This is a genomic window from Halomonas sp. McD50-4, from assembly GCF_022348135.1.
Classification (GTDB): Bacteria; Pseudomonadota; Gammaproteobacteria; order Pseudomonadales; family Halomonadaceae; genus Vreelandella; species Vreelandella piezotolerans.
The window spans coordinates 119,162-142,370 of record NZ_JAKRFG010000007.1 but is presented as its reverse complement, the minus strand read 5'-3'; the positions used below and the strand labels follow the sequence as shown (position 1 = coordinate 142,370).

22 protein-coding genes and 3 tRNA genes are annotated in these 23,209 nt (G+C 57.2%); 14 read left to right on the top strand and 11 right to left on the bottom strand.

Features of this window, described 5'->3' with window-relative positions; all coding sequences use genetic code 11:
• Positions 1-30: 30 nt before the first annotated feature.
• From uvrC to nadB, 6 genes are all read left to right on the top strand, one after another.
• Complete coding sequence (uvrC, locus tag MHM85_RS10705) at positions 31-1,845, top strand: excinuclease ABC subunit UvrC (RefSeq protein WP_239285885.1); 1,815 nt, start codon at positions 31-33, stop codon at positions 1,843-1,845.
• A gap of 98 nt (positions 1,846-1,943) precedes the next feature.
• On the top strand, positions 1,944-2,492 hold the full coding sequence (gene pgsA / locus MHM85_RS10700) for a CDP-diacylglycerol--glycerol-3-phosphate 3-phosphatidyltransferase (RefSeq protein WP_139525610.1): 549 nt from the start codon (positions 1,944-1,946) through the stop codon (positions 2,490-2,492).
• A 98-nt stretch (positions 2,493-2,590) separates the two neighbouring features.
• Positions 2,591-2,665, top strand: a tRNA-Gly gene (locus MHM85_RS10695).
• 31 nt (positions 2,666-2,696) lie between these two features.
• Positions 2,697-2,770 (top strand) — tRNA-Cys (locus tag MHM85_RS10690).
• Between the two features lie 39 nt (positions 2,771-2,809).
• A tRNA-Leu gene (locus tag MHM85_RS10685) sits at positions 2,810-2,896 on the top strand.
• Between the two features lie 180 nt (positions 2,897-3,076).
• Entirely contained in the window at positions 3,077-4,663 is a 1,587-nt protein-coding gene (gene nadB, locus MHM85_RS10680; RefSeq protein WP_239285883.1) for an L-aspartate oxidase, read from the top strand.
• A gap of 4 nt (positions 4,664-4,667) precedes the next feature.
• On the opposite strand, the gene MHM85_RS10675 is transcribed toward nadB, so the two are convergent.
• Together MHM85_RS10675 and MHM85_RS10670 are read right to left on the bottom strand one after the other, a co-directional pair.
• A complete protein-coding gene (locus tag MHM85_RS10675; protein WP_239285881.1) occupies positions 4,668-5,066 on the bottom strand; it encodes a hypothetical protein in 399 nt (132 codons plus the stop codon).
• Positions 5,026-5,319, bottom strand: coding sequence for a succinate dehydrogenase assembly factor 2 (locus tag MHM85_RS10670; protein WP_139525608.1), 294 nt, complete (start codon positions 5,317-5,319; stop codon positions 5,026-5,028). Before MHM85_RS10670 ends, MHM85_RS10675 begins: the two co-directional genes overlap by 41 nt.
• Positions 5,320-5,537: 218 nt before the next feature.
• Between MHM85_RS10670 and MHM85_RS10665 the strand changes: the two genes are divergently transcribed.
• The 3 genes from MHM85_RS10665 (at position 5,538) to lapB (ending at position 7,429) form a co-directional block, all read left to right on the top strand.
• Positions 5,538-5,834 carry an integration host factor subunit beta gene (locus MHM85_RS10665; RefSeq protein WP_139525607.1) on the top strand — a complete coding sequence of 99 codons (297 nt, stop codon included), beginning with the start codon at positions 5,538-5,540 and terminating at the stop codon, positions 5,832-5,834.
• Between the two features lie 95 nt (positions 5,835-5,929).
• The gene (locus MHM85_RS10660) at positions 5,930-6,235 is read left to right on the top strand and encodes a LapA family protein (RefSeq protein WP_139525606.1); all 306 of its coding nucleotides are present in this window, start codon (positions 5,930-5,932) and stop codon (positions 6,233-6,235) included.
• Entirely contained in the window at positions 6,236-7,429 is a 1,194-nt protein-coding gene (gene lapB / locus MHM85_RS10655; protein WP_239285879.1) for a lipopolysaccharide assembly protein LapB, read from the top strand.
• On the opposite strand, the gene pyrF is transcribed toward lapB, so the two are convergent.
• Complete coding sequence (pyrF, locus tag MHM85_RS10650) at positions 7,430-8,131, bottom strand: orotidine-5'-phosphate decarboxylase (RefSeq protein ID WP_139525604.1); 702 nt, start codon at positions 8,129-8,131, stop codon at positions 7,430-7,432. It lies immediately after the preceding gene.
• A 274-nt stretch (positions 8,132-8,405) separates the two neighbouring features.
• Between pyrF and MHM85_RS10645 the strand changes: the two genes are divergently transcribed.
• Positions 8,406-8,690 (top strand): ComEA family DNA-binding protein, encoded by a 285-nt coding sequence (locus MHM85_RS10645; RefSeq protein ID WP_239285877.1) that lies wholly within the window; start codon positions 8,406-8,408, stop codon positions 8,688-8,690.
• Between the two features lie 66 nt (positions 8,691-8,756).
• Here MHM85_RS10645 and prpF read toward each other — a convergent pair whose 3' ends face one another.
• From prpF to MHM85_RS10620, 5 genes are all read right to left on the bottom strand, one after another.
• Entirely contained in the window at positions 8,757-9,935 is a 1,179-nt protein-coding gene (prpF, locus tag MHM85_RS10640; protein ID WP_239285875.1) for a 2-methylaconitate cis-trans isomerase PrpF, read from the bottom strand.
• Between the two features lie 79 nt (positions 9,936-10,014).
• Positions 10,015-12,654 (bottom strand): Fe/S-dependent 2-methylisocitrate dehydratase AcnD, encoded by a 2,640-nt coding sequence (gene acnD, locus MHM85_RS10635; RefSeq protein ID WP_239285873.1) that lies wholly within the window; start codon positions 12,652-12,654, stop codon positions 10,015-10,017.
• A gap of 31 nt (positions 12,655-12,685) precedes the next feature.
• Positions 12,686-13,813, bottom strand: a complete 1,128-nt coding sequence (prpC, locus tag MHM85_RS10630) for a 2-methylcitrate synthase (RefSeq protein ID WP_139525600.1) — start codon at positions 13,811-13,813, stop codon at positions 12,686-12,688.
• A 55-nt stretch (positions 13,814-13,868) separates the two neighbouring features.
• The gene (gene prpB, locus MHM85_RS10625; RefSeq protein WP_153842428.1) at positions 13,869-14,768 is read right to left on the bottom strand and encodes a methylisocitrate lyase; all 900 of its coding nucleotides are present in this window, start codon (positions 14,766-14,768) and stop codon (positions 13,869-13,871) included.
• 12 nt (positions 14,769-14,780) lie between these two features.
• Positions 14,781-15,566 (bottom strand): GntR family transcriptional regulator, encoded by a 786-nt coding sequence (locus MHM85_RS10620; RefSeq protein ID WP_139525598.1) that lies wholly within the window; start codon positions 15,564-15,566, stop codon positions 14,781-14,783.
• A 252-nt stretch (positions 15,567-15,818) separates the two neighbouring features.
• Between MHM85_RS10620 and pabB the strand changes: the two genes are divergently transcribed.
• Together pabB and MHM85_RS10610 are read left to right on the top strand one after the other, a co-directional pair.
• A complete protein-coding gene (gene pabB / locus MHM85_RS10615) occupies positions 15,819-17,177 on the top strand; it encodes an aminodeoxychorismate synthase component I (RefSeq protein WP_139525597.1) in 1,359 nt (452 codons plus the stop codon).
• A gap of 118 nt (positions 17,178-17,295) precedes the next feature.
• Positions 17,296-17,916 carry a phosphoadenosine phosphosulfate reductase family protein gene (locus tag MHM85_RS10610; RefSeq protein WP_139525596.1) on the top strand — a complete coding sequence of 207 codons (621 nt, stop codon included), beginning with the start codon at positions 17,296-17,298 and terminating at the stop codon, positions 17,914-17,916.
• Positions 17,917-18,009: 93 nt separating this feature from the next.
• On the opposite strand, the gene cysB is transcribed toward MHM85_RS10610, so the two are convergent.
• Entirely contained in the window at positions 18,010-18,984 is a 975-nt protein-coding gene (cysB, locus tag MHM85_RS10605; protein WP_139525595.1) for an HTH-type transcriptional regulator CysB, read from the bottom strand.
• Positions 18,985-19,260: 276 nt separating this feature from the next.
• Between cysB and trxA the strand changes: the two genes are divergently transcribed.
• Positions 19,261-19,644: a thioredoxin gene (gene trxA / locus MHM85_RS10600; protein WP_009722702.1), complete on the top strand. Its 384-nt coding sequence runs from the start codon at positions 19,261-19,263 to the stop codon at positions 19,642-19,644.
• A 62-nt stretch (positions 19,645-19,706) separates the two neighbouring features.
• On the opposite strand, the gene MHM85_RS10595 is transcribed toward trxA, so the two are convergent.
• Entirely contained in the window at positions 19,707-20,828 is a 1,122-nt protein-coding gene (locus tag MHM85_RS10595; RefSeq protein ID WP_139525594.1) for an AI-2E family transporter, read from the bottom strand.
• Positions 20,829-21,022: 194 nt separating this feature from the next.
• Between MHM85_RS10595 and MHM85_RS10590 the strand changes: the two genes are divergently transcribed.
• Entirely contained in the window at positions 21,023-21,853 is an 831-nt protein-coding gene (locus tag MHM85_RS10590) for an SIMPL domain-containing protein (RefSeq protein WP_239285871.1), read from the top strand.
• Here MHM85_RS10590 and serS read toward each other — a convergent pair.
• On the bottom strand, positions 21,795-23,072 hold the full coding sequence (gene serS, locus MHM85_RS10585) for a serine--tRNA ligase (RefSeq protein ID WP_153842426.1): 1,278 nt from the start codon (positions 23,070-23,072) through the stop codon (positions 21,795-21,797). The two genes, MHM85_RS10590 and serS, sit on opposite strands and share 59 nt — an antisense overlap.
• Between the last annotated feature and the right edge of the window lie 137 nt (positions 23,073-23,209).

The window sequence follows — 23,209 nt, the reverse complement described above, 5'->3', positions numbered from 1 at the left end:
TCTGACGTTTGAGAGCGCCGATGCCCAGCCATGACTTTTGATGCCAAGCAGTTTCTAAGCTCCGTCAGCTCGTCGCCGGGCGTTTACCGCATGCTCGACGAGGAGCAGAATACGCTCTATGTAGGGAAAGCAAAACGCCTGAAAGCTCGGCTGGCAAGTTATTTCCGTGGCCAACTCAATGCGAAAACTCAGGCGATGGTGGCGCGCATTGCCGACATTCAAATCACTGTGACCCGCAGTGAAACCGAGGCCCTGTTACTCGAACAAACGCTGATCAAGGAACTTCGCCCGCCCTATAACATTCTGCTGCGCGACGATAAGTCGTATCCTTTCGTCTTCGTCACTGATCGCCACCCCTACCCGGCTCTGGAGTACAAGCGTGCACGCCAGCGTCGCGATGACGGCCGCTACCTAGGCCCTTACCCCAGCAGCGGCGCGGTCAAGGAGAGCCTCACGCTGATGCAGAAAATATTCCGCATCCGCAACTGCGAAGACAGCGTCTTTGCCCACCGTTCTCGTCCTTGCTTGCAGTATCAAATCCAGCGCTGCAGCGCCCCATGCGTGGACTATATTTCCGAGGAAGAGTACCGGCGAGATGTGGAGCACGCCGTCATGTGCTTGGAAGGCAAGAGTGAGCACGTCACGCAGCTATTGACTCAAGAGATGGAAATCGCCAGCCAGGCGCTCGACTTCGAAGAAGCCGCTCGTCTGCGCGATCAAATTCAGCAGCTGCGTCAGCTTCAGCAGCGCCAATTCGTCGATAACGAGAGTGGCGATGCCGATGTGTTTGCGCTGGCCCAGCGACCGGGTGCACTCGGCATCTCTATCCTAAGCGTGAGAGATGGACGCTTACTAGGCGCGCGCCATCACACGCCAAAAAACGATCTCGACCTACCGCCGGAGATGCTGTTGACCGAAGTCGTCAGCCAGTACTACTTTGGACAGCCCCATAATGTTCCTGGGGAAGTGATTACGAGCCACCCCCTAGAGGATAGTGCGCTGATTGCCGATGCGCTCTCGCAACTGGCAGGCAAAAAAATCAGGGTCACCAGCCAGGTACGCGGACATCGCGCCCAGTGGCAGCACTTGGCCATGACCAACGCCGAGCAGCAGCTCGCCTCGCAGCTTGCCAACAAGTCTCAACTGACCCAGCGTTTCGAGGCCCTACAAAGAGCGCTCGGCCTTGACAGCCTGCCAGAACGGCTGGAGTGCTTTGACATCAGTCATAGCCAAGGCGAGGCGACGGTAGCGTCATGCGTCGTTTTTGATCATCAAGGCCCGCGTAAGAGCGACTATCGCCATTTTCGCATCGAAGGCGTTGCCGCCGGGGATGATTACGCTGCCATGCAGCAAGCGCTCACTCGGCGGCTGAAGCGAGTAAAAAGCGGTGAAGCGGTGGCTCCAGACATCTTGATTGTGGATGGCGGCAAAGGGCAGCTCAATATGGCGCGTGGCGTATTGAACGACTTAGCCGTTACCAACATCGTGCTGCTGGGCGTCGCCAAGGGCACTACCCGTAAAGCGGGTCTAGAAACGCTATTCTTAGAGACCAGCGATAACCCGTTACCGATGGACCCTGCTTCCCCAGCGCTGCACCTGATACAGCACATTCGCGACGAGTCGCACCGCTTTGCCATTGCCGGGCACCGCGCCGCCAGAGACAAAGCGCGGCGCACCTCTACTCTGCAAGACATCCCCGGCATTGGGCCAAAACGGCGGCGCGAACTATTGCGCTTCTTCGGGGGGCTACAGGGCGTACAAAAGGCAAGCCGCGATGAGCTGGCCAGAGTGCCTGGCATCAACGCCGCGCTGGCTGAGACGATTTATACGTCATTGAACGGATAAACGCGTTCTTAACATGGATGCAATGCGCTAAGGGGGATAGAATGACCCCACGCTTCACTCCGACTTTCATGATTCTCCGGCAAGGATCGCGCCCTGCGATGAATATACCCAACATACTCACACTGGCAAGAATCGTTTTCATTCCGCTACTGGTCGTACTGTTCTATCTACCCTTTAGCTGGAGCATGCCAGTCGCTGCGGGCTTGTTTGCCCTTGCTTCCGTGACGGATTGGTTAGACGGCTACCTCGCCCGTCGCTGGAATCAATCCACTCCCTTTGGCGCTTTCCTAGACCCTGTTGCAGATAAGCTCATGGTCGCCGTGGCACTCGCCCTGCTGATCGAACGCTTTGACACGCTGGTCTTGACGCTCCCAGCCTTGGTCATCATTGGGCGTGAAATCGTCATTTCGGCGCTTCGAGAGTGGATGGCAGAGATGGGCAAACGCGGCATGGTCGCTGTGTCCTGGATTGGCAAACTCAAAACCACGCTGCAAATGATGGCCATTCTGGTACTTCTGGCCTTCCCCCCAGGACATTTTATTGCCCTTTTAGGCGTGGTGGTGCTTTACATCGCCGCCGCCCTGACACTGCTCTCCATGGTCCAATACCTCAAAGCTGCTTGGCCTCACCTTAGCCGCTCCATGTAAAGGGCATTGCCTCAGTTTTACAATAGCTCTTTGAACCCATTGGTAAATTGATTGTTTGACAAGCGCGTGGTGATGCGTATAATTCGCCCTCGAGTCGAGCGGGAATAGCTCAGTGGTAGAGCATCGCCTTGCCAAGGCGAGGGTCGGGAGTTCGAATCTCCTTTCCCGCTCCAATTTGGTTGACCCCAATGAAACGACTTGCTTGGCTGGATGGCAGAGTGGTTATGCAGCGGACTGCAACTCCGTGTACGCCGGTTCGATTCCGACTCCAGCCTCCATTTTCAGTGTAACGATGGCTTTCATAGCATCGATACACTGCCCGGATGGCGAAATTGGTAGACGCAAGAGACTTAAAATCTCTCGGAGGTAACTCCGTGCCGGTTCAAGTCCGGCTCCGGGCACCATTGATAAACCATTAATTTAGATTGAAAGTAACGCTGCGAGATAGAGGCTATCTACGCGGCTTTTTTGTATTTGCCCCTCCCCTCCAACTCCCTGTTTTTTTACCAAACGCATCGCCTAGTCCGAAACGTCACGCTATCATGCCCTCCTGACTATTGTCGCAAAGAGAGGAAACGGGCCAAATGAGCACGCCAACATCTGACATATTGATTATTGGCGGCGGTGTCGCTGGTCTAACCTTGGCATTGGAAGTTGCTGATCATTTGTCCGTTACCCTGGTTCGTCCTAAACAGGATGATCAAGGGGCCAGTCGCTGGGCTCAAGGCGGCATCGCAGCGGTGCTTTCCCCAGATGATTGCCTGGATGATCATGTACGGGACACGCTGATTGCAGGCGACGGTCTGTGCGACGAAGAAGCCGTTCGCTTTACCGTATCTCACGGACCTGAGGCCATTCAGTGGCTCATCGACAGGGGCGTGCCTTTCACCCTCGACCCCGACCCTCAGGCTCGCTACCCCTACCACCTCACCCGAGAAGGCGGGCACAATGCGCGGCGCATCATTCACGCCGACGATGCAACAGGCCGCGCCGTCGTCGATACCCTGGTCAGCAGCGTCACCGCGCACCCACGCATTATCCAACGCAGCGATCTCACCATCGTCAACCTGTTGCAAGATGCCAAGGGCCGTTGCATTGGCGCCCAGGGCGTCGACAGTAGCCAGCGGCGACAATTGCTTTTCGCCCAACACACGGTACTGGCGACCGGCGGAGCCAGTGGGCTCTATCGCCACACCACTACCCCTTCGCCCAGCAGCGGCGAAGGGATGATAATGGCAGCCGAGCTGGGCGCCTCGCTCTGCAACCTCGAGTTTCAGCAGTTTCACCCCACCTGCCTTTACGACCCGCACGGCCCGGCTTTCCTCATTAGCGAAGCAGTACGAGGTGAAGGGGGACATTTGCTCGACGAGACGGGCCACCGTTTCATGCCCGACCTGGACCCGCGCGCCGAACTTGCCCCACGAGACGTGGTGGCGCGCGCCATCGATGCGCACCTTCAGCAAGGCACACTGGGGCACGTTTGGCTAGACATTCGTCACCTCGGGCAGGCAGCCATACGCCATCATTTCCCCACGATTTTGACGCATTGCGCCTCACGGGGAATCGACATTACGCGCCAGCCGATCCCCGTTGTTCCCGCCGCCCACTATAGCTGCGGCGGTGTCGCAACGGATCACGTGGGCGCCACACAGGTCGCCAACCTCTACGCGATCGGAGAAACCGCCTACACCGGCCTGCACGGAGCCAACCGTATGGCCAGCAACTCGCTCCTGGAGTGCTTGGTGTATGCTAGAAGCTGTGCGCAGCACATCCTTGCGTCCCCTAAGCACGCGCGCGAGACGGTCACGCAAGAAACCGTCCCCCCCCCTCCCTTAACCCCAGACGCCCCTTTTGACGCTAAGCAGCTCGACCGGTATCGCCACACGATGCGTAGCATCATGAGCCAACATGTTTCCATCGTTCGGAGCGATCAAGGCCTAGAAGCTGCCCGCAGAGCGTTAGCCGCTCTGAGCGATGAATGGGAGTCGAACGAATCCGCCAAGGCACATCCAGAGAGCATTCGCTTCCAGCAGGCCCTGGCATTGGCCAAAATGACAGTGATGGCCGCCGCAAAGCGCCACGAATCACGGGGGTTGCACTACTCGAAGGATTGGCCGCGCTCCGCACTGGATACTCAGCCATCGTGGATAAAGCTAGATGACCTGGTCTAAAGGATCAGCGGCCCGGCCGATGAAAGCAGCGACGCAATGCGCGCTGACTGGCATTCGGCAATGAGTCGGGCCACACCCACATTCGCAGGGCACCGATACGCAGACCGACCAGCCAAGGCCCAAGGTAGTCACAGCTTACACCTAATCTCACGCCCGGCTCACCCGTGCTCTGCAGCCAGTAACCTTCCCACTGACTGCCGTTTTGCACCAAATGAAGCTCACCACACCGTTGTGTACGATAAGCCCTAACAATCAGCCACACGCTGATCACGAGCATACCTGACGATACCCAGACGCTTAACGCCCGAGCGGTGAGTAGCGCCAAGCCCAGCACCAAAGCAACTTGAACACCAACGGCTAATTTAGAGCGTACGATAGGCAGCGTTATCGGTGGTTTCAGCATGCTCGACGATCATCTGGACGAGATGGCGAAGCTCAGGGTCTTCGGGCCATTCTCGATGCATCAACCACACGAACAGATCTTGATCCTCTTCTTCGATCAAGCGCTGGTAAGTGCGCTGTTCCTGTTCGCTTAGCGCGTCGAATCGCTGCTCCAAAAAGGGAATCAATAGCAGATCCAGCTCCCACATACCGCGCCGGGAGTGCCAATAAAGCCGCTTTCGTAGAACGGCAGCAGGGGAAGTGTCGTCGCTCAACGGTCGCTTCTCCGAGTCAGTGAAATGAAAGGCCAGTATACCGAAGCTGCAGGGTCGCGCCAGCGCCGAGCATCGCCTATGCTGTTAATCAGCTTTGTACTTACCTAGTACCTTGTTTTATCTGAATTGTTTTATGCGTTTATGCGCAGTATGCTGATTTCGATGTTATCGAGGTCGCATGTGCGTCACGGCCTTTAAAGTTCGCAGGGAGCCAACCGATGACCAAATCTGAATTAATCGAACAAATTGCGATGCGTCAACCGGAGCTATCCGCCAAAGAAGTCGAGACGGCGGTGCGTATTATCTTGGACGATATGACCGATGCGCTTGCCAACGGAGGGCGAGTGGAGATACGTGGTTTTGGCAGTTTCTCGCTTCACTATCGCGAGCCGCGCACAGGGCGCAATCCTAAAACCGGTGACCCGGTGGACCTGGATGGCAAGTACGTCCCGCATTTCAAACCGGGCAAGGAGTTGCGCGAGCAAGTCGACGCCAGTCGTGCGCTCGGCTACTGACCGCGAAAGTAGCGGTATCCGACCTTCTGCGGGATGACGCCGTGCCGAGACTCAGACACAATAGCACCATGAATGTCACTGACTAGGAAACTCTCATGCGTTGGATCAAAGGGCTGATTCTGGCCGTCATTTTATTGGTAGTGCTGCTGGTCGGCATTTTGTTCGCCGTCAATAATCAGCAGGCCATCCCCTTGAACCTGATCTGGGCCGAACTACCTCCGGTCTCGCTATCGGTGTGGTTGCTGGCCACGTTGGCGGTTGGCGTCATCGTCGGCATGCTGGCCATGCTCGGTGTGTACGTCCGCCTAAAAGCGCAGCTCGCCCGTAGCGAGCGCCACAACAAACAGCAGCGTAAAGAGCTAGACCGTTTACGTACGCAGGGGTTTAAGGAACTTGCCTAAATGCAGGATGCGGTGCTGCTAGGCGTTCTCTTGGCAGCCATAGCCATTGGCTTTGGCCTGGGTTTTCGCTACGCCCACCGCCGCGCCCAGCGACCCTCCCGCGCTCCGGGCCTCTCCAGAGAATACTTCGTCGGGCTGAACTACTTATTGAACGAGCAGCCTGACGAAGCCATCAAAACGTTCATCCATGCACTAGATGTCAACAGCGAAACCGTTGAGACACACATTGCCTTGGGGAAGCTGTTTCGCTCGCGGGGTGAAGCGGACAAAGCCGTCGGCATCCACCAAAACCTGCTCGCCCGCCCCGCCCTCTCTACCACGACCAATGAAATCGTTCAGCTCGAACTCGCACGGGATTTCATCGCCCTGGGCGTGCATGATAGAGCGCAGCGTTTGCTGCGTGCACTGCTGGAGCACTCCAGCCAAGAGGACCTGCGCCTGGAAGCTAAACGACTATTGATCGACCTGCTCGAGCGTGAAAAAGAGTGGCAGGATGCCTTAGAAATCGTACAACCGCTCATGAAACAGCAGCCCGCCATGCGCCGACCTGCCTCTCACTGGCTATGCGAGCTTGCTCAGCAAGAGATCGACCAATCTAGCCGTGCTTTGGCACGTAAACATCTCAAAAAAGCGCTACAGCTAGACGAGCGTTGTGTACGTGCGACGCTGATGCTTGCCGATCTGGACATGGATAATGGCCAATACGCCAAAGCCATCGAACGTCTCAGCCATATTCCCCAACAGGATATCGCTCACATCCCGACCATGTTACCAGCCTTGCAACGCGCCTATGCACGCCACGACGACCTAGCTGGATTGGAAACCCACCTCTACCAACTATTAGGCGAAGCCCCCTACACTAGCGTCATCGTGGCACTAGGCGCACTGGTACATCAACGAGATGGCGTCGACAGCGCTATCGAGCGCACCGGCGAATGGCTAGCAGAAGCCCCTAGCTTGGGGGGACTGGATTATCTGGTAGACCTTTACTTGGAGAGCGAGCGCCTCATGGGTAAAGAGACGCCCGATACACGCTTGCTGCTGCTCAAACATCACACCAAGGCCCTGATGGGCGGGAGGCCCCGCCAACGCTGTCGCCGCTGCGGCTTTAGCAGCGACAGTTTGGCATGGCAGTGCCCAAGCTGTCGCCGCTGGGGAACGATCAAACCGATTACCGGCGTAGAGGGCGAGTGATCACACGCCCGAAAGCTCGGCCTCGATGGCTGCCAACGCTGCCATGGGATCCTCGGCCTGGGTCACCGGACGACCAATCACCAAATGCGTACTGCCCGCGCGCATCGCATCAGCGGGTGTCATGATGCGCTGTTGATCGTTCGCTGCAGCAAAGCTTGGCCGTATGCCCGGGGTGACTTTCAAAAACGCCTCGCCACACTTCGCACGAATCTGGGCCGCCTCCTGGGCCGAACATACGACGCCGTTCAAACCACTTTGCTGCGTCAAAGCCGCCAAGTGCATGACATGCTCAGCAGGGCTTGCCGTTAAGCCCACCTCCGCCAAATCCTCTTTGCCCATACTGGTTAACACTGTGACGGCGATCAAGTGAGTCGCGAGCCGATGATCGGATAACCGTTTGGCGGCTGTTTCCATCATTTTGCGCCCGCCCGATGCGTGTACGTTCACCATCCAAACCCCCTGTTCCGCTGCCGCCTGAACGGCACTGGCCACCGTGTTGGGAATATCATGGAATTTAAGATCCAGAAATACCTGGAAGCCACGACCGTGAAGCGCTTCCAGCACCGCAGGGCCACTGCGCGTAAAGAGTTCTTTACCGACTTTGACACGACAGCGAGCCGGGTCGAGCTGGTCGGCCATGCAGAGCGCCGCATCGAGCGAGGGATAGTCGAGGGCAATAATCAGTGGGGAATCGGTGGACACGCGCTTACTCCGTGTTCGTGAACGCTGTTGAAAAATCACGTCTTGGACGCAGGGGCAAGCGCCTAGTGTACCAGCCTCGCCATATAAGCTGTGTAAGCGATTCGCCATTACCCTGTAGCGAAAGACTTACAAAAGTTATCGTTGATCGCTTACAGCACTTACGTTTTGAAAAGTTTAAGTTCATTAAGGCGGCGACCATGAAGGTGACCGCGACTACTCGCCATCACGTTGAGCACGTGGCTGGCACCTAAGCACCAAATAAGGGACATGAACCATGCACACAGCCGTCAAACGCTTTGTCGTTGCACTTCTCATCAGTCTGAGCCTAGGACTTTCCAGTGCAGCATTTGCCCAAACCGTGGCTCCCATCAACGTCAACAGCGCCGATGAAGAACTGTTAGCTGAATTACCAGGCATCGGCCCAAGCCGCGCCGCCGCCATCATCGAAGAGCGCGAAACCAACGGCGCCTTTACGGATGCCGATGACCTCACTCGGGTGAGCGGCATTGGCCCTGCCACGGTAGACCGTATGCGCGATCAGGTCACGTTCGAAGAGTAACGTGAGCCATCACCGTGCTCTGCCGCCGCTTGACAATAGCCAGCGGCGGCAGACTACCTCTACCGATCAGAACGTATCGCTGGGGATACGGACCTCACCCTCCATCAATACCCTGGCACTGCGGCTCATCAACGCTTGATCGATTTGCCAACGGCCATCAACCAAGCTGGCTTTTGCTCCCACTCGAAGGGTACCTGACGGATGCCCAAACGTGACCGCCTCGCGCTCGATGCCTCCTGCGGCCAGGTTCACTAACGTGCCTTGAATGGCCGCGGCTGCGCCAATCGCCACCGCCGCTGTGCCCATCATGGCATGGTGCAGTTTACCCATCGATAGGGCTCGCACGACCAGGTCGACATCCTCCACACGAACGGCTTTACCGCTTGACGCGGTATAGCTCGCGGCCGGCGCGACAAAGGCGACTTTCGGGGTGTGTTGGCGGCTAGCCGCCTCCTCCACACGCTGAATGAGCCCCATTCTAACCGCCGCGTGGGCACGAATCGTCTCAAACATCGCCAGCGCCTTGGCGTCCCCGTTGATCGCGTCTTGCAGTTCGCATCCGGTGTAACCCAACGCCTCGGCATTGACGAACACGGTCGGGATCCCCGCGTTAATCAGCGTCGCCTTCAGGACACCAACGCCCGGCACCTCTAGGTCATCGACCACGCTGCCGGTGGGGAAAATCGCTCCCTCTCCGTCCGCCGGGTCCATAAACGCGACGGGAATTTCTGCGGCAGGAAAAGTGACGCCATCCAGCTCGAAATCACCGGTCTCTTGCACCTCACCCTCCGCCATGGGTACTTGGGCAACGATGGTTTTCTGAATATTGACCTGCCAAATACGCACTTCCGCGATGCCGTTTCGAGGCACCTTGGCGGGATCGACCAAGCCGTTGGCGATAGCGTAAGGCCCTACCGCCGCGGATAGATTTCCGCAGTTACCGCTCCAGTCCACGAAGGGTTTATCGATCGAGACTTGGCCGAATAGGTAATCCACATCGTGATCGGGCGAGTCACTCTTCGAGAGAATCACCGTTTTGCTGGTGCTGGACGTAGCTCCTCCCATGCCATCAATCTGTTTTTCATAAGGATCGGGGCTACCAATCACGCGCAGTAGCAGCTTATCGCGCGCTTCACCCGGCACCTGAGCGGCGGTGGGCAGGTCACTCAAAGTGAAAAACACCCCTTTACTGGTGCCGCCCCGCATATAGGTGGCGGGAATACGCATTTGTGCTTGATGAGCCATGACGCACCTCTTAAACAATAGCCTGGCTACAGCCAGGCTATTCGCTATTCATCACCCCCTTACCATCGCGCTGAGACGACTAGGCAACGGAGGATTCCAAAAAGTCCTGAGCAAAACGCTGCAGCACGCCACCGGCAGAATAGATGGTCACTTCTTCGGCCGTATCCAATCGGCAAACCACTGGCACGCGCTCGGTGCTGCCACTCGTGCGGTGAATGACTAGGGTGAGCATGGCGCGCGGTTCGGGCGTGCCTTCCACATCGAAGACTTCCGTGCCGTCCAACTCTAGGGTTTTCCGCGTGGTCCCTTCCTCGAACTGCAGCGGCATAACACCCATACCGATCAAGTTCGTGCGGTGAATACGCTCAAAGCCCTCGGCGACGATGGCCTCTACCCCCGCAAGGGCAACGCCTTTTGCCGCCCAGTCACGGGATGAGCCCTGCCCGTAATCCGCCCCGGCAATGATGATGAGCGGCTGCTTACGTGCCATATAGGTTTCGATGGCTTCCCACATGCGAGTCACCTTGCCTTCCGGCTCGATCCGCGCCAGCGACCCCTGCAGCACCTTACCCTGCTCATCGTGGACCATTTCGTTGAACAGTTTTGGATTCGCCAGGGTGGCCCGCTGGGCGGTCAGGTGGTCGCCACGGTGGGTGGCGTAGGAGTTGAAGTCCTCCTCCGGCAGGCCCATCTTGTGCAGATACTCCCCCGCCGCACTATCTAGCATGATGGCATTGGAGGGAGACAGGTGATCGGTGGTGATGTTGTCCGGCAAAATCGCTAGCGGACGCATGCCCTTTAGTCCACGCTCTTTTGCCATGTTGCCTTCCCAATAGGGCGGGCGGCGGATGTAAGTGCTTTGGGGCCGCCATTCGTACAGCGCGCTTACCTTGGTACGCGCGCTCTTGTCCAGGTCGAACATCGGGATATAGGTTTGGCGGAATTGCTCGGGCTTCACCGCCGACTTTACGATGGCGTCGATTTCGCTATCGTCGGGCCAGATGTCTTTGAGCGTGACCGGATTCCCCTGAGGATCGTACCCCAACACGTCTTTTTCGATATCGAAGCGGATCGTGCCCGCAATGGCATACGCCACCACCAGCGGCGGCGAGGCCAAGAACGCCTGTTTGGCGTAGGGGTGGATACGTCCATCGAAGTTACGGTTACCGGACAGCACCGCCGTGGCGTACAGGTCGCGGTCGATGATCTCCTGCTGAATGCTGGGCTCCAGCGCCCCCGACATGCCGTTACACGTCGTACAGGCATAGGCCACGACGCCAAAGCCGAGGTTTTCCAGCTCGTCCATCAAGTGCGCCTCTTCCAGGTACATCTTGACGGTTTTCGAGCCGGGCGCCAGGGACGATTTCACCCACGGCTTGCGCGTCAGCCCCAATCGGTTGGCATTGCGGGCAATCAACCCTGCCGCGACCATATTGCGCGGATTGGAAGTGTTGGTGCAGCTGGTGATGGCGGCAATGATGACGGCGCCATCCGGCATTTTCCCGGCCTGTTCATCGGCTCGGGCTTTATCCAAATCGATGGCAATGCCGCGCTTGGCGAGCTCCGAGGTCGGCAAATGGGCGTGGGGGTTCGAGGGGCCCGCCAACGTGCGTGCCACGCGGGAGAGATCGAAGCGGAGTACCCGCTCGTACTCGGCCGTCGTCAAACTATCGGCCCATAGGCCGGTCTGCTTGGCGTACGCTTCGACCAGCGCCACTTGTTCGTCTTCGCGCCCGGTGAGCTTGAGGTACTCGATGGTTTGATCATCGATGTAGAACATCGCCGCCGTGGCACCATACTCCGGTGTCATATTGGAGATGGTGGCACGGTCGCCAACGGTCAGCGCATCGGCCCCTTCGCCATAAAACTCCAGATAAGCGCCCACGACCCGCTCTTTACGCAGAAACTCGGTAATCGCCAGCACCATGTCGGTGCCGGTGACGCCCGGCTGTAGCTTACCGGTGAGTTCGACACCGACGATGTCCGGCAGGCGCATCATAGAGGCGCGCCCCAGCATGACGCTTTCGGCTTCCAAGCCACCCACACCCACGGAGATCACGCCTAACGCGTCGACCATGGGCGTATGGCTATCGGTGCCCACGCAGGTATCGGGATAAGCAATACGCAACCCTTGTTCATCTGGGCGGCACTGCACCACTGGCGACATCTTCTCCAGATTGATCTGGTGCATGATGCCGTTGCCGGGAGGAATCACGTCGACGTTCTCGAACGCCAGCTTGGTCCAGTTGATGAAATGGAAGCGATCATCGTTGCGACGATCTTCCACTTGACGGTTTTTCTCGAAGGCATCCTTCTCGAACCCCGCGTGCTCCACCGCCAAGGAGTGATCGACGATGAGCTGGGTAGGCACCACGGGATTCACTTTGGCGGGGTCGCCACCTTTTTCGGCAATGGCGTCACGCAGCCCCGCCAGATCCACCAGCGCCGTCTGGCCGAGAATGTCGTGGCACACCACCCGCGCCGGATACCAGGGAAAGTCCAGCTCCTGCTTGCGCTCGATGAGCTGTTTTAGCGCATCGCTAAGCAGCTCAGGGTCGCAGCGACGCACCAACTGTTCGGCCAATACCCGTGAGGTATAGGGCAGCGTGGCATAGGCGCCGGGCTGTATGTCCTCGACCGCCTGACGTGCATCGAAGAACTCTACCGGCTCGCCCTCTACCAGAACGCCCGATAGCGGCTTGCGATAATTCGTGTTCATAACGCCTCTCACTTAGTCACCACGCGACCGATCAATCACGCGCTTCGATGGGTACCCATTCGCTCTTCTCAGGGCCGATATAGTCTGCGCTGGGGCGAATAATGCGGTTATTGGCGCGCTGCTCGAATACGTGCGCAGCCCAGCCGGTCACCCGCGACATAACGAAAATGGGCGTGAACAGCTTGGTGGGAATATCCATGAAGTGGTAGGCGCTGGCATGGAAGAAATCCGCGTTACAGAACAGCTTCTTCTCCCGCCACATCACCTCTTCACAGCGGACGGAGACCGGATAGAGCACGCTGTCGCCAACGTCGTCGGCCAGCTTCTTCGACCACTCTTTGATGATGGCATTACGCGGATCCGACTCCCGATAGATCGCATGGCCAAAGCCCATGATCTTCTCTTTACGCTCCAACATACCCAGCATTTCCCGCTCGGCTTCTTCGGGAGACGTCCATTGCTCGATCATCGCCATGGCCGCTTCGTTGGCTCCGCCGTGCAACGGGCCGCGCAGCGAACCGATCGCACCGGTCACGCAGGAATGCATGTCGGACAGCGTCGACGCGCACACTCGGGCAGTGAAGGTAGAGGCGTTGAACTCGTGCTCGGCATACAGAATCAGCGAGACGTTCATCACCCGGGCATGCAGTTCGGAGGCGGGCTCGCCGCGTAGCATATGCAGAAAATGGCCGCCTACCGAGGCATCATCGGTGTCGGTGTCGATACGCACGCCATCATGACTGAAGCGGTACCAGTAGCAAATGATCGAGGGCAGTACGGCCAACAGGCGATCCGCGACATCCTGCTGCTCGTCGAAGCTCTCCTCGGTTTCCAGGTTGCCCAGCATGGAGGCACCCGTGCGCATCACATCCATCGGGTGGGCGTCTTTGGGAATCTGCTCCAGCACGGTTTTCAGCGCATCGGGGAGACTACGAAGGCCTTTCAGTTTGGCAATGTAGTGATCGAGTTCGGCTTGGTTGGGCAGCTTGCCTTTCAACAACAGGTAAGCGACCTCCTCGAACTTGGCTTTTTCTGCCAGTTCTTTGATATCGAAGCCGCGGTAGGTTAGGCCTGATCCGGTTTTACCCACCGTACACAGGGCCGTCGTCCCCGCACTTTGTCCTCGTAACCCTGCACCTGCTAACGGTTTATCGCTCATGTGTTGTCTCCTGACGTACGTATTTATAAGAATTGTTGGTCAATAGGGGTAACGTTTAGGCGTCTTTTTGCTCGGCAAACAGCGCGTCGAGCTTCTGCTCGAAATCGTGATAATTCAAAAAGTCATACAGCTCATCGCGGGTTTGCATGGTGTCGATGACCTCACGCTGATGGCCATGCGTCATGATGCTCTGGTACACCTTCAAGGCAGCGGCGTTCATGGCGCGGAAAGCCGAGAGCGGGTAGAGCACCATGCGGCAGCCCACATCGCCCAGCTCCTGCTGACTAAACAGCGGCGTCGCGCCGAATTCGGTAATGTTGGCCAGAATGGGGGCGTTCACTCGCTGGCAGAATGCCTTGTAGTCGTCCAGCGTATGCACTGCCTCGGCAAAAATAGCGTCTGCACCTGCTTCTACGCAGGCATTTGCCCGCTCGATGGCGGCGTCCAGGCCCTCTTTTTGGAATGCGTCGGTGCGAGCAATGAGATAAAAATCAGAGTCCAACTTGGCATCCGCAGCGGCTTTGATGCGGTCGACCATCTCTTGCTGCGACACGATGGCTTTGTTGGGGCGATGGCCACAGCGTTTTTGCGCTACCTGATCTTCCAGGTGAACGGCGGCCACGCCCGCACGCTGCATCTCTTTGACCGTGCGGGCAATGTTGAACGCACCGCCCCAGCCGGTATCGATATCCACTAGCAGTGGTAAGTCCGTCGCGCCGCAAATCCGGTGAGCGTCTTCCACCACATCGTTCATGGTCGTCATGCCCAAATCTGGCAAACCAAACGAGGCGTTCGCCACGCCGCCACCGGACAGATAAATAGCGTGATGCCCCACTCGTTCGGCCATCATGGCCGTATAGGCGTTGATGGTACCTAGAATGGGTAGCGGCTGGTTGGCATTCAGCGCGGCACGAAAGCGTGCTCCAGGGGTTGACGAGGGTGATGATGACGGCATGGGCGTAAGCTCCTAATCAGACGTTGTTGTGGCTTGTTGTTCGTTCTTTGTAGACGCCGGTACGCTTGCCGCAGGCGATTGCTCAAGAATCGCGGCGTAGCGGTCGGCGACATTGGCGCGGGAGGCGCTGACATGACGGCGCATTAGCAGTTCGGCCAGCTCGGCATCGCCCGCCTCAATGGCGTCGACGATACGATGGTGCTCGACGAATGCCCGCTGAGGCCGTGTGCCGCTGGCGCTAAACTGCGTGCGATAAAGACGCACGAGGTAATAAAGGTCGTCGCACAGCAAGTTCATGAGCATTTTGTTGTGACTGCCCTGAACGATGCGATAGTGGAAATCCAGGTCGCCTTCACGCTGGTAGTAAGCTTCACCACGCTTCAGGTCACCCTGTCTTTCATGGAGCGCCAACACGTCGCGCAGTCCTTGAATCTCCTCGGCCGACATGTGCTCCGCCGCCAACCGAGCCGCCATGCTCTCCAGAGCTTCACGCACGTCGAAAAGCTCCAGCAGCTCTTTCATGGAGAGTTTGACCACCCGTGCGCCCACATGGGGCACTCGCTCGATCAAGCGGTGCGCCTCCAAACGACGCATGGCTTCTCGCAGCGGCCCACGTGAGATACCGTAAGTTTTAGAGAGCCCAGGCTCGGTAATTTTGCTGCCCGGTGCCAATTCGCCACGTACGATATCGCTCTGTAACTGATGAAACACGCGCTCCGCGAGCGTACGCACCTCTGGCGACACCGGTTCAGCAGAGCCGTCATGGGAGGTCGAGGAAGTAGTTGCAAGTAACGTCATGGGGAATTGTCGACAATTAGGGAATAAAAGAACTTTAGCCCGCCGCATTTCCCTCGTCAACCATGCAAAAAGGCCGTTTTTGTTCACCTTTCGTTGCAAGTCCTTTCTTCACCGCCCAACCAATGTCAACAATCAGCGATGCCATATCCTGAATGGAGTTTGCTGCGTGAGAAAGGCGTCGACGGCCATACTGGTGTCATGAGGTTACGGCCTCTAAAATACGTCGCCCCCCACTGGCTTGGCGTTTGCTTCATGACAACGGCGTTGACGATTTCAGCCCTGCCCTACTCTACTGACCCTTTGGCGCTCTTCGCCAAATTGCGGCACCGCCCCGGCGCAGTGCTGCTTGATAGCGGCCGCCCAAAAGCGACGACCGGCCGTTTCGACATCGTCAGCAGCGATCCGCTGGCAACGCTGACAATGACCCCAGAGGGCGACACTCGACTGTCGTCTGACATGCTCACTCTTCCCGCCTCACTTGCCGAGGACGTCACCGCGCAACAGCAGTGGTTGATCGAACAGCTACCCGCGGTCAACGTAAAGAGCGAATTGCCTTTTCTGGGCGGGCTGATGGGCTACTGGAGCTATGACCTGGGCCGCAATCGCGCCGATATCGCCAGTCAACACCCTGCTGCCACTCGTCTCCCGTTATTACGTGTGGGGCTATTTGATTGGTGCATCACACTAGATCATGTCAAAGAGCAAGCGTGGTTCGTTGGCAGCCCGGCGCGACGTGAACAAGTAGCGGCATGGCTGGCGGCGCCCGACACGCCAACAACGCCTTTCAAGCTCACTCAGCGATTTTCCCCGGAGTTGACTCAGGCGGCCTACACCGAGCGTTTCGATGCCGTTCAGCGCTACATTCGTGCTGGGGACTGTTATCAAATTAACCTCGCCCAACGTTTTACAGCGCATTACGAAGGCGATGAGTGGCAAGCGTATCTTCAGTTGCGTAAAGCAACCCCCACGCCATTTTCTGGTTTTATGGCCTGGGGTCATCAGGCTGTGCTATCGCTCTCTCCCGAGCGCTTCATTCAAAGCCGTGACGGCTTAGTGGAAACACGCCCCATCAAAGGCACACGGCCACGAGGCAAAACGCCCGACCAGGACCGTGCCCTGGCGAATGATTTGCTCAGCAGCACCAAAGACCGTGCAGAGAACGTGATGATCGTGGATTTGCTGCGCAATGATTTGGGTCGCGTTTGTGTCCCCGGCTCCATTCGCGTGCCGCAGCTATGCCAGTTAGAGAGCTATCCCAACGTCCATCACTTAGTCAGCGTGGTGCAAGGCCAACTGGCGTCCCAACACTCACCGCTTTCATTGCTCACGGCAGCGTTTCCCGGCGGCTCGATTACCGGCGCACCCAAAATACGGGCAATGCAAATAATCGATGAACTGGAGCCCTGCCAGCGCAGCGTCTATTGCGGCAGCTTGGGCTATATCGACGTGCGCGGCAGCATGGATACGTCGATTGCCATACGCACAATGGTGGCTGACGATGGCGCTCTCCACGTGTGGGGCGGCGGCGGGTTGGTGGCAGATTCACAAGCCGAGGAAGAGTACACCGAGACATTGGACAAGATTCGTCATTTGATTGGCGCCTTGGAATAAACAAACTACTTTTTTAAATCCAAAAGAAATATAAAAGCCTAACCAAACGGTATTGGGGAGAAGTCCTTCGCTTTTGGTAGCCTAGAGACATTGCACGCTTTTTCACATAGGAGGCCGCATGTCCTCAACGCTCGAACAGATCAATCGCGATTTCGCCAACGACCCGCAAGGGCTTATCGAGTGGGCGTTCAGCCAGGGTGAGCGCCCTATTTGCACTACCAATTTTCGCCCCTTCGAAGCCGTCATTTTGCACATGGTGACGCAGGTGCGTCCGGATATTCCCATCGTATGGATGGATAGCGGCTATAACACCGAGGCGACCTATCAGTTCGCAGACGCACTCATTCAGCGTTTGAATTTGAACATCGTCAGCTTCCTACCCCAACGCACCCGCGCCCATCGTGAAGCCTTGGATGGGCCAATGCCTGGCATCGATGACCCGCGGCACAACGCCTTTACGCAAGAAGTGAAGCTAGAGCCTTTCGAACGGGCGCTTCGAGAAATGAAGCCTGACGTATGGTTCACAGCCCTGCGCGCCGAAGACACGCCAGAGCGAGCGAAAATGCAGGTCGTCAGCCGTAATAGCGACGGCTTACTGAAAGTGGCGCCGCTGCTTCAGTGGACGGCCAAAGATATGTACTACTACCTGGAAGCACATGATCTACCCAACAACTTCGACTACTTCGACCCCACCAAGGTGGAAGAGAAGCGCGAGTGCGGCCTACATCTTCAGCACTAAGATCAGCACGGATCAAAGCGCCACGTAACATAAAGTTCGTCATGCCTCCCTTCACCTGCTTCGGCCTAACTTCCGAAGCAGGTTTTTTTGGGATCAATACTCTGGCAGCTCGACGCCTTCGAACAGCGTCTGTTCGAAGCGCGGCCCGGCCATTAGCGCCTCATCCACTCGGTCACGGGTCAAATGAGGTGCAAAACGCGCTAGAAAATCGTACATGTAGCCACGCATGAAGGTCCCGCGCCGAATACCAATTTTCGTCGTCGAACTGGCAAACAGATGGCGGGCATCCAGGGCGACCAAATCACTATCCAGTGCCGGGTCGACCGCCATGTGCGCGACGATACCCACGCCCATTCCCAAGCGCACGTAGGTTTTGATCACGTCCGCGTCGGCCGCCGTTAGGACGACATTGGGCGTCAAGCCCTTGGCTTTGAACGCATCGTCGAGCTGAGAGCGTCCGGTAAAACCAAACACGTACGTCACTAGCGGGTGTTCGGCCAATGCGTCCAGGGTCAAGGGTCCGTCGAGGGTGGCCAGCGGGTGCTCCTTAGGCACCAGCACACAGCGATTCCAACGATAGCAGGGCAGCAACACTAGGTCGGTGAATAACTCCAATGACTCCGTGGCAATGGCAAAGTCCGCCTGCCCTTCGCTGACCATTTGAGCAATTTGTTTGGGCGTGCCCTGCTGCATGTGCAGCGCCACTTCAGGATACTTCAGCGTGAATTCGCTGATGATCGGTGGCAGCGCATAGCGCGCTTGTGTATGTGTGGTGGCAATCGCCAGGCTACCGCGACGCTCATCGCTGTGCTCTTGCGCTACTTGCTTGATGTTTTCGGTGAGTTTGAGCACCTGCCCCGCCAATTCGATGATCGACTGTCCGGCAGGCGTGACACGGGTGAGGTGTTTTCCGCTCCGAGCAAAAATCTCGACACCGAGCTCATCTTCCAGCAGGCGAATCTGTTTGGAAATGCCCGGCTGGGAAGTAAATAAACTTTGAGCTGTCGCCGAGACATTGAGGTTGTGTCGATTGACTTCCCAAATATAGCGAAGTTGCTGTAGCTTCATATCCTCACCTTATTGTCTATGCCGTAAGCACGTCATAGCGCATCCTCGTGCTGCGACTCCGTGCTTGGCCAAGCACCCGATAACCGTGCTTCAATGAGCACATTTTTGAATAAAAAAACGCCTCATAATTCCCTTATAGTATAAAAAATAGCGCCTATGAGCATCTATTAATTTTTTCTATTTAAGGCTGAATCGTATCAGGAATTTGCCAGCACCCTTCTCGCCCGCTAACATCTGGCAACTTGGCGCGGTGAAAGTGCGCTAATATATCGCGTAATGACCGTTGCTCCATTTGAGGCAACGAAACAGCAAGAGCAACGCAAACGGGAGAAGCAAATGGCTAATAATGTTGATGTCACCAACGCCAATTTCGAGCAAGAAGTCCTCAACGCCGAACAGCCTGTCCTGCTGAAATTCTGGGCCCCCTGGTGCGGCCCATGTAAAGTCATGGCGCCTGTTGTCGATGAAGTGGCCGCCGAGCGTGGCGACAACTTGAAAGTCGTCAGCGTGAACGTTGACGATGCCCCGGAAATCGCTGCCGAGCAAGGTGTTCGCGGCGTCCCCACCGTCATGTTGTTCAAGTCGGGCACCAAGGTCGCTTCTCTAGTAGGTGCGCAGTCCAAGTCTCAGTTGACGCAGTTCATCGACCAGAACGCTTAAGCCGTTCACGTTACCGCTGGCATGGCCAGCGGTAACGACGCTTCCTCTTCTCCTTCTCCGCCTTATTCACGCTTCGACCATACACCTCGTCGCCAGGGTGGACGACGCGCATCGCCAGGTCGCCTTACCTGCACGTTCCGTTGCCTGCCAGGTCCTAACAAGTGAGCGATCCAGCGCGTTTGTGGATGGCTATCCAACGCGATTTTCAGCGTCATAGTGAGCACCACCGACAGCAACATACCCGCCGCACCAAAGATCCAACCCCACACCACTAGCGAGAGAAACGCCACGAACGTGGATAATCCCAGCGCTTGGCCCATCACTCGTGGCTCGATCAAGTTTCCCAAAATGAAGTTGATGACAAGATACGCTGAAGCCAATAAGAATGCCTGAAGTAAACCGCCATCCTGAGAGACCAAGAGCAACAGCACCGGCGGAATGGCCGCGAGCGCGGAACCGATATTGGGAATGAAGTTGAGCGCAAAGGCCAGCACTCCCCAGAGCAGCGGAAATTCCACGCCCACCATGAGGCATGAGAGCCACACCAGCACGCCGGTCGCCAAACTAATCACGGTCTTCACCGCCAAATAGCGCTTTAACGTCACACTGAACTCGCTGAACCGTTTGAGGCTCGGCGCCGGATTCTCTAGCGCGCGCGACACTTTATCGCGGAAGTGCAGTGTTTCGAACAGCATGAAGATCACCAGCAGTGCAACGATACTGCCCTGCATGAACAGCGAACCCAGCTCGCCCAGAAGCGTAGCGACCCAAGAACCGTCATCTTCCATGGCGAACATCGAACTGAGCTGATCAGGATCGATGGCCAGCCCGTGGGAGGCCAGCGTATTGAGAAGATCCCAATAGTGCTCGTAAAGCCTTGACTCGATATCCGGCAGCGCCTCGATGAACGTACTGAAACTGTTCACGACCAGTAAACCGATCAGGGAAAGAAAGCCCATCAACACCAGTAGCGTAATCAGCGCCGACATTCGTCGACTCAGGCCGCAGTGATGCAGCCACTGAACGGGAGAGGTACACACCACGGCGATGAATACCGCCAGCAGCAGCGGCACCAATAAATCGGCACCTATTTTCATACCCGCGATGATCACGACTAGCGCAGCAATCGCCAGGGTGGCGTTGAGGGGAATACTTCGATAATCCTCATCCGACAACTTCGACATAGCCCTTTCCTTAGCATGTTATCCATACATGATGGTCGTTTAGATGACGTTGCACAAACCATGCAAACATTCAGCAACCGCTTTTCGTTTTCGCTTAGCCTGTGAACTTTATGTCCACGCCCCCTTCAAAGCAGCGACATCTCACGCTATTTAGCGCACACAACGTATTGGCTCTCTCAGCAAGGAAGTGACCGATGAAAACAGCAACACACTCGTTGAAACGGCTTCGTCATGGCGTGCTGGCCGGCGCGTTACTAGCCCTTTTGGCAGCCCCTAGTGCACAAGCGGCACCACCCGCGCCCCCCAGCCTCAGCGTCCAGGCACAGTCGTGGGTAGAGGTCGAACCCGACAAGGCCACGCTCTCTGCTCGCCTTTGGGAAAACACGCCGGCAGTGTCCACCCTCGAAGAGACGGACAGCGCCGCGCTTGGCAGCGCTCGTGAACGCCTCGAAGAGCGTGCCAGTGAACTCATCACCGCCATGGAATCACTGGGCATCGAGCAGCGTGCGATCCACGCCGGCTCATTGAACGTTTACCCTGAGCACGTTGCAGAACCGCACAACGAAAATGGCGAGCAGGAACCGCTGATGCGCACCCGTTTGGAGCGTCCCTTCAGCGTCGAGCTAACTAATATAGACCAATTAGGCGATGTGCTGGACGCGCTGATTGGCGCTGGCGTCAATGCGTTGGATGGCGTGCAGTTCGATCTACAAGACCGGGAAGCAGCTACCGACGAGGCATTGACCAAGGCGCTGGAAAAAGCCCGCCATAAAGCCGACCTCATGGCGAGCACCCTCAACGTCACGCTTGGCCCCGTTCAGCGTATCGAAGAGACGCAATCGCCCATTTTCCAGCCCCGGATGATGGCCATGCGCGCCGAAAGTGACACAGTCGGCGGCGGTGCCGCCAGCGACTACCGCCCCGGCACCATTCGCATCGATGCCGGGGTAAACGTCGAGTGGGCGCTTAGAGGACAAGACGCTCGAGGCCGCCCAGGTAGGGTTGCAGGGGAGCCGGAACAGTAATCGATCCATCTGCCTGCTGGTGGTTTTCGAGCACCGCCAGCAGGCAGCGCCCTACCGCAAGGCCAGAGCCGTTGAGCGTATGCAGTAACTGCGGCTTTTTGACATCTGGATGACGGTAACGCGCTTGCATCCGGCGCGCCTGGAAGTCCTCGCAGTTAGAGACAGACGAGATTTCCCGGTAGGTGTTTTGGCTTGGCAGCCACACTTCCAGATCGTAGGTTTTCGCTGCGCCGAATCCCATGTCGCCGGTACATAACGTCACTACGCGATACGGCAACTCGAGTGCCTGCAGAATGGCTTCTGCATGCCCACGCATCTCTTCCAACGCGTCGTAGCTCTTCTCCGGCTCCACGATCTGTACCATTTCGACTTTGTCGAACTGGTGTTGACGAATCATGCCGCGCGTATCGCGTCCATAAGCGCCAGCTTCCGAACGGAAACATGGTGTATGCGCCGTGAGCTTCATCGGCAGTGCGGCCAGCTCGACGATCTCATCACGCACGAAGTTGGTCAGCGGCACTTCAGAGGTGGGAATTAAGTGGTACTCCCGCTCATCGTTCAGCTTGAAGAGATCCTCGCCAAACTTGGGCAGCTGACCCGTGCCCATCAGCGAATCGCGGTTGACCATGTAAGGCACATAGCACTCTTCATAGCCGTGCTGCTGGGTTTGCGTATCGAGCATAAACTGCGCCAACGCACGATGCAGTCGCGCAACGGGCCCGCGCATCACTGCAAAGCGCGCGCCGGTCAGCTTGGCCGCCAGCTCGAAATCGAGATAACCAGACTTCTTGCCCAAATCCACGTGATCCAGCACGTCGAAATCGAACTCTCGCGGCGTCCCCCAGCGGTGCAGCTCGACGTTATCGTCTTCGCTCTTGCCTTCCGGCACGCTTTCATGGGGCAGGTTGGGGATACCGCTGATGGCCTCGTCCCACTCCTCCTGCACGTCAGCCAATTCTTTTTTGGCTTTATCCAGGCGGTCGCCTAAATCGCTGACTTCATCCAGCAGCGGTTGAATATCTTCACCGCTGGCCTTGGCCTTACCAATCGCCTTAGAGCGCATATTGCGCTCGTTCTGCAGTTGCTCGGTCTGAGTTTGCAGTTCACGACGACGCGACTCTAGCGCCTTAAGCGCTGCAGTATCGAGTTCAAAGCCCCGGCGGGCCAGTCGTTGCGCAGTCGCATCAAGATCACCGCGCAGCAGTTTCGGATCGAGCATGGATTATCCCTTGGCCTGAATTCAGTGGAACACGGCACATCGACGCCGTGGCAAAGGGGCCTATTGTAGGCAAAAGCGAGACAAGGGGCTATGGGGCATGGCCACCACAACCACTAGGTAAAGCGCCGGTATGCGCT

What these genes read in the sequence shown, in the direction of transcription:
- uvrC (WP_239285885.1), top strand. Translation starts at nt 31, where the DNA reads ATGACTTTTGATGCCAAGCAGTTTCTAAGCTCCGTCAGCTCGTCGCCG.
- pgsA (WP_139525610.1), top strand. Translation starts at nt 1,944, where the DNA reads ATGAATATACCCAACATACTCACACTGGCAAGAATCGTTTTCATTCCG.
- nadB (WP_239285883.1), top strand. Translation starts at nt 3,077, where the DNA reads ATGAGCACGCCAACATCTGACATATTGATTATTGGCGGCGGTGTCGCT.
- MHM85_RS10675 (WP_239285881.1), bottom strand. Translation starts at nt 5,066, where the DNA reads ATGCTGAAACCACCGATAACGCTGCCTATCGTACGCTCTAAATTAGCC.
- MHM85_RS10665 (WP_139525607.1), top strand. Translation starts at nt 5,538, where the DNA reads ATGACCAAATCTGAATTAATCGAACAAATTGCGATGCGTCAACCGGAG.
- MHM85_RS10660 (WP_139525606.1), top strand. Translation starts at nt 5,930, where the DNA reads ATGCGTTGGATCAAAGGGCTGATTCTGGCCGTCATTTTATTGGTAGTG.
- lapB (WP_239285879.1), top strand. Translation starts at nt 6,236, where the DNA reads ATGCAGGATGCGGTGCTGCTAGGCGTTCTCTTGGCAGCCATAGCCATT.
- MHM85_RS10645 (WP_239285877.1), top strand. Translation starts at nt 8,406, where the DNA reads ATGCACACAGCCGTCAAACGCTTTGTCGTTGCACTTCTCATCAGTCTG.
- prpF (WP_239285875.1), bottom strand. Translation starts at nt 9,935, where the DNA reads ATGGCTCATCAAGCACAAATGCGTATTCCCGCCACCTATATGCGGGGC.
- acnD (WP_239285873.1), bottom strand. Translation starts at nt 12,654, where the DNA reads ATGAACACGAATTATCGCAAGCCGCTATCGGGCGTTCTGGTAGAGGGC.
- prpC (WP_139525600.1), bottom strand. Translation starts at nt 13,813, where the DNA reads ATGAGCGATAAACCGTTAGCAGGTGCAGGGTTACGAGGACAAAGTGCG.
- prpB (WP_153842428.1), bottom strand. Translation starts at nt 14,768, where the DNA reads ATGCCGTCATCATCACCCTCGTCAACCCCTGGAGCACGCTTTCGTGCC.
- MHM85_RS10620 (WP_139525598.1), bottom strand. Translation starts at nt 15,566, where the DNA reads ATGACGTTACTTGCAACTACTTCCTCGACCTCCCATGACGGCTCTGCT.
- pabB (WP_139525597.1), top strand. Translation starts at nt 15,819, where the DNA reads ATGACAACGGCGTTGACGATTTCAGCCCTGCCCTACTCTACTGACCCT.
- MHM85_RS10610 (WP_139525596.1), top strand. Translation starts at nt 17,296, where the DNA reads ATGTCCTCAACGCTCGAACAGATCAATCGCGATTTCGCCAACGACCCG.
- cysB (WP_139525595.1), bottom strand. Translation starts at nt 18,984, where the DNA reads ATGAAGCTACAGCAACTTCGCTATATTTGGGAAGTCAATCGACACAAC.
- trxA (WP_009722702.1), top strand. Translation starts at nt 19,261, where the DNA reads ATGACCGTTGCTCCATTTGAGGCAACGAAACAGCAAGAGCAACGCAAA.
- MHM85_RS10595 (WP_139525594.1), bottom strand. Translation starts at nt 20,828, where the DNA reads ATGTCGAAGTTGTCGGATGAGGATTATCGAAGTATTCCCCTCAACGCC.
- MHM85_RS10590 (WP_239285871.1), top strand. Translation starts at nt 21,023, where the DNA reads ATGAAAACAGCAACACACTCGTTGAAACGGCTTCGTCATGGCGTGCTG.
- serS (WP_153842426.1), bottom strand. Translation starts at nt 23,072, where the DNA reads ATGCTCGATCCGAAACTGCTGCGCGGTGATCTTGATGCGACTGCGCAA.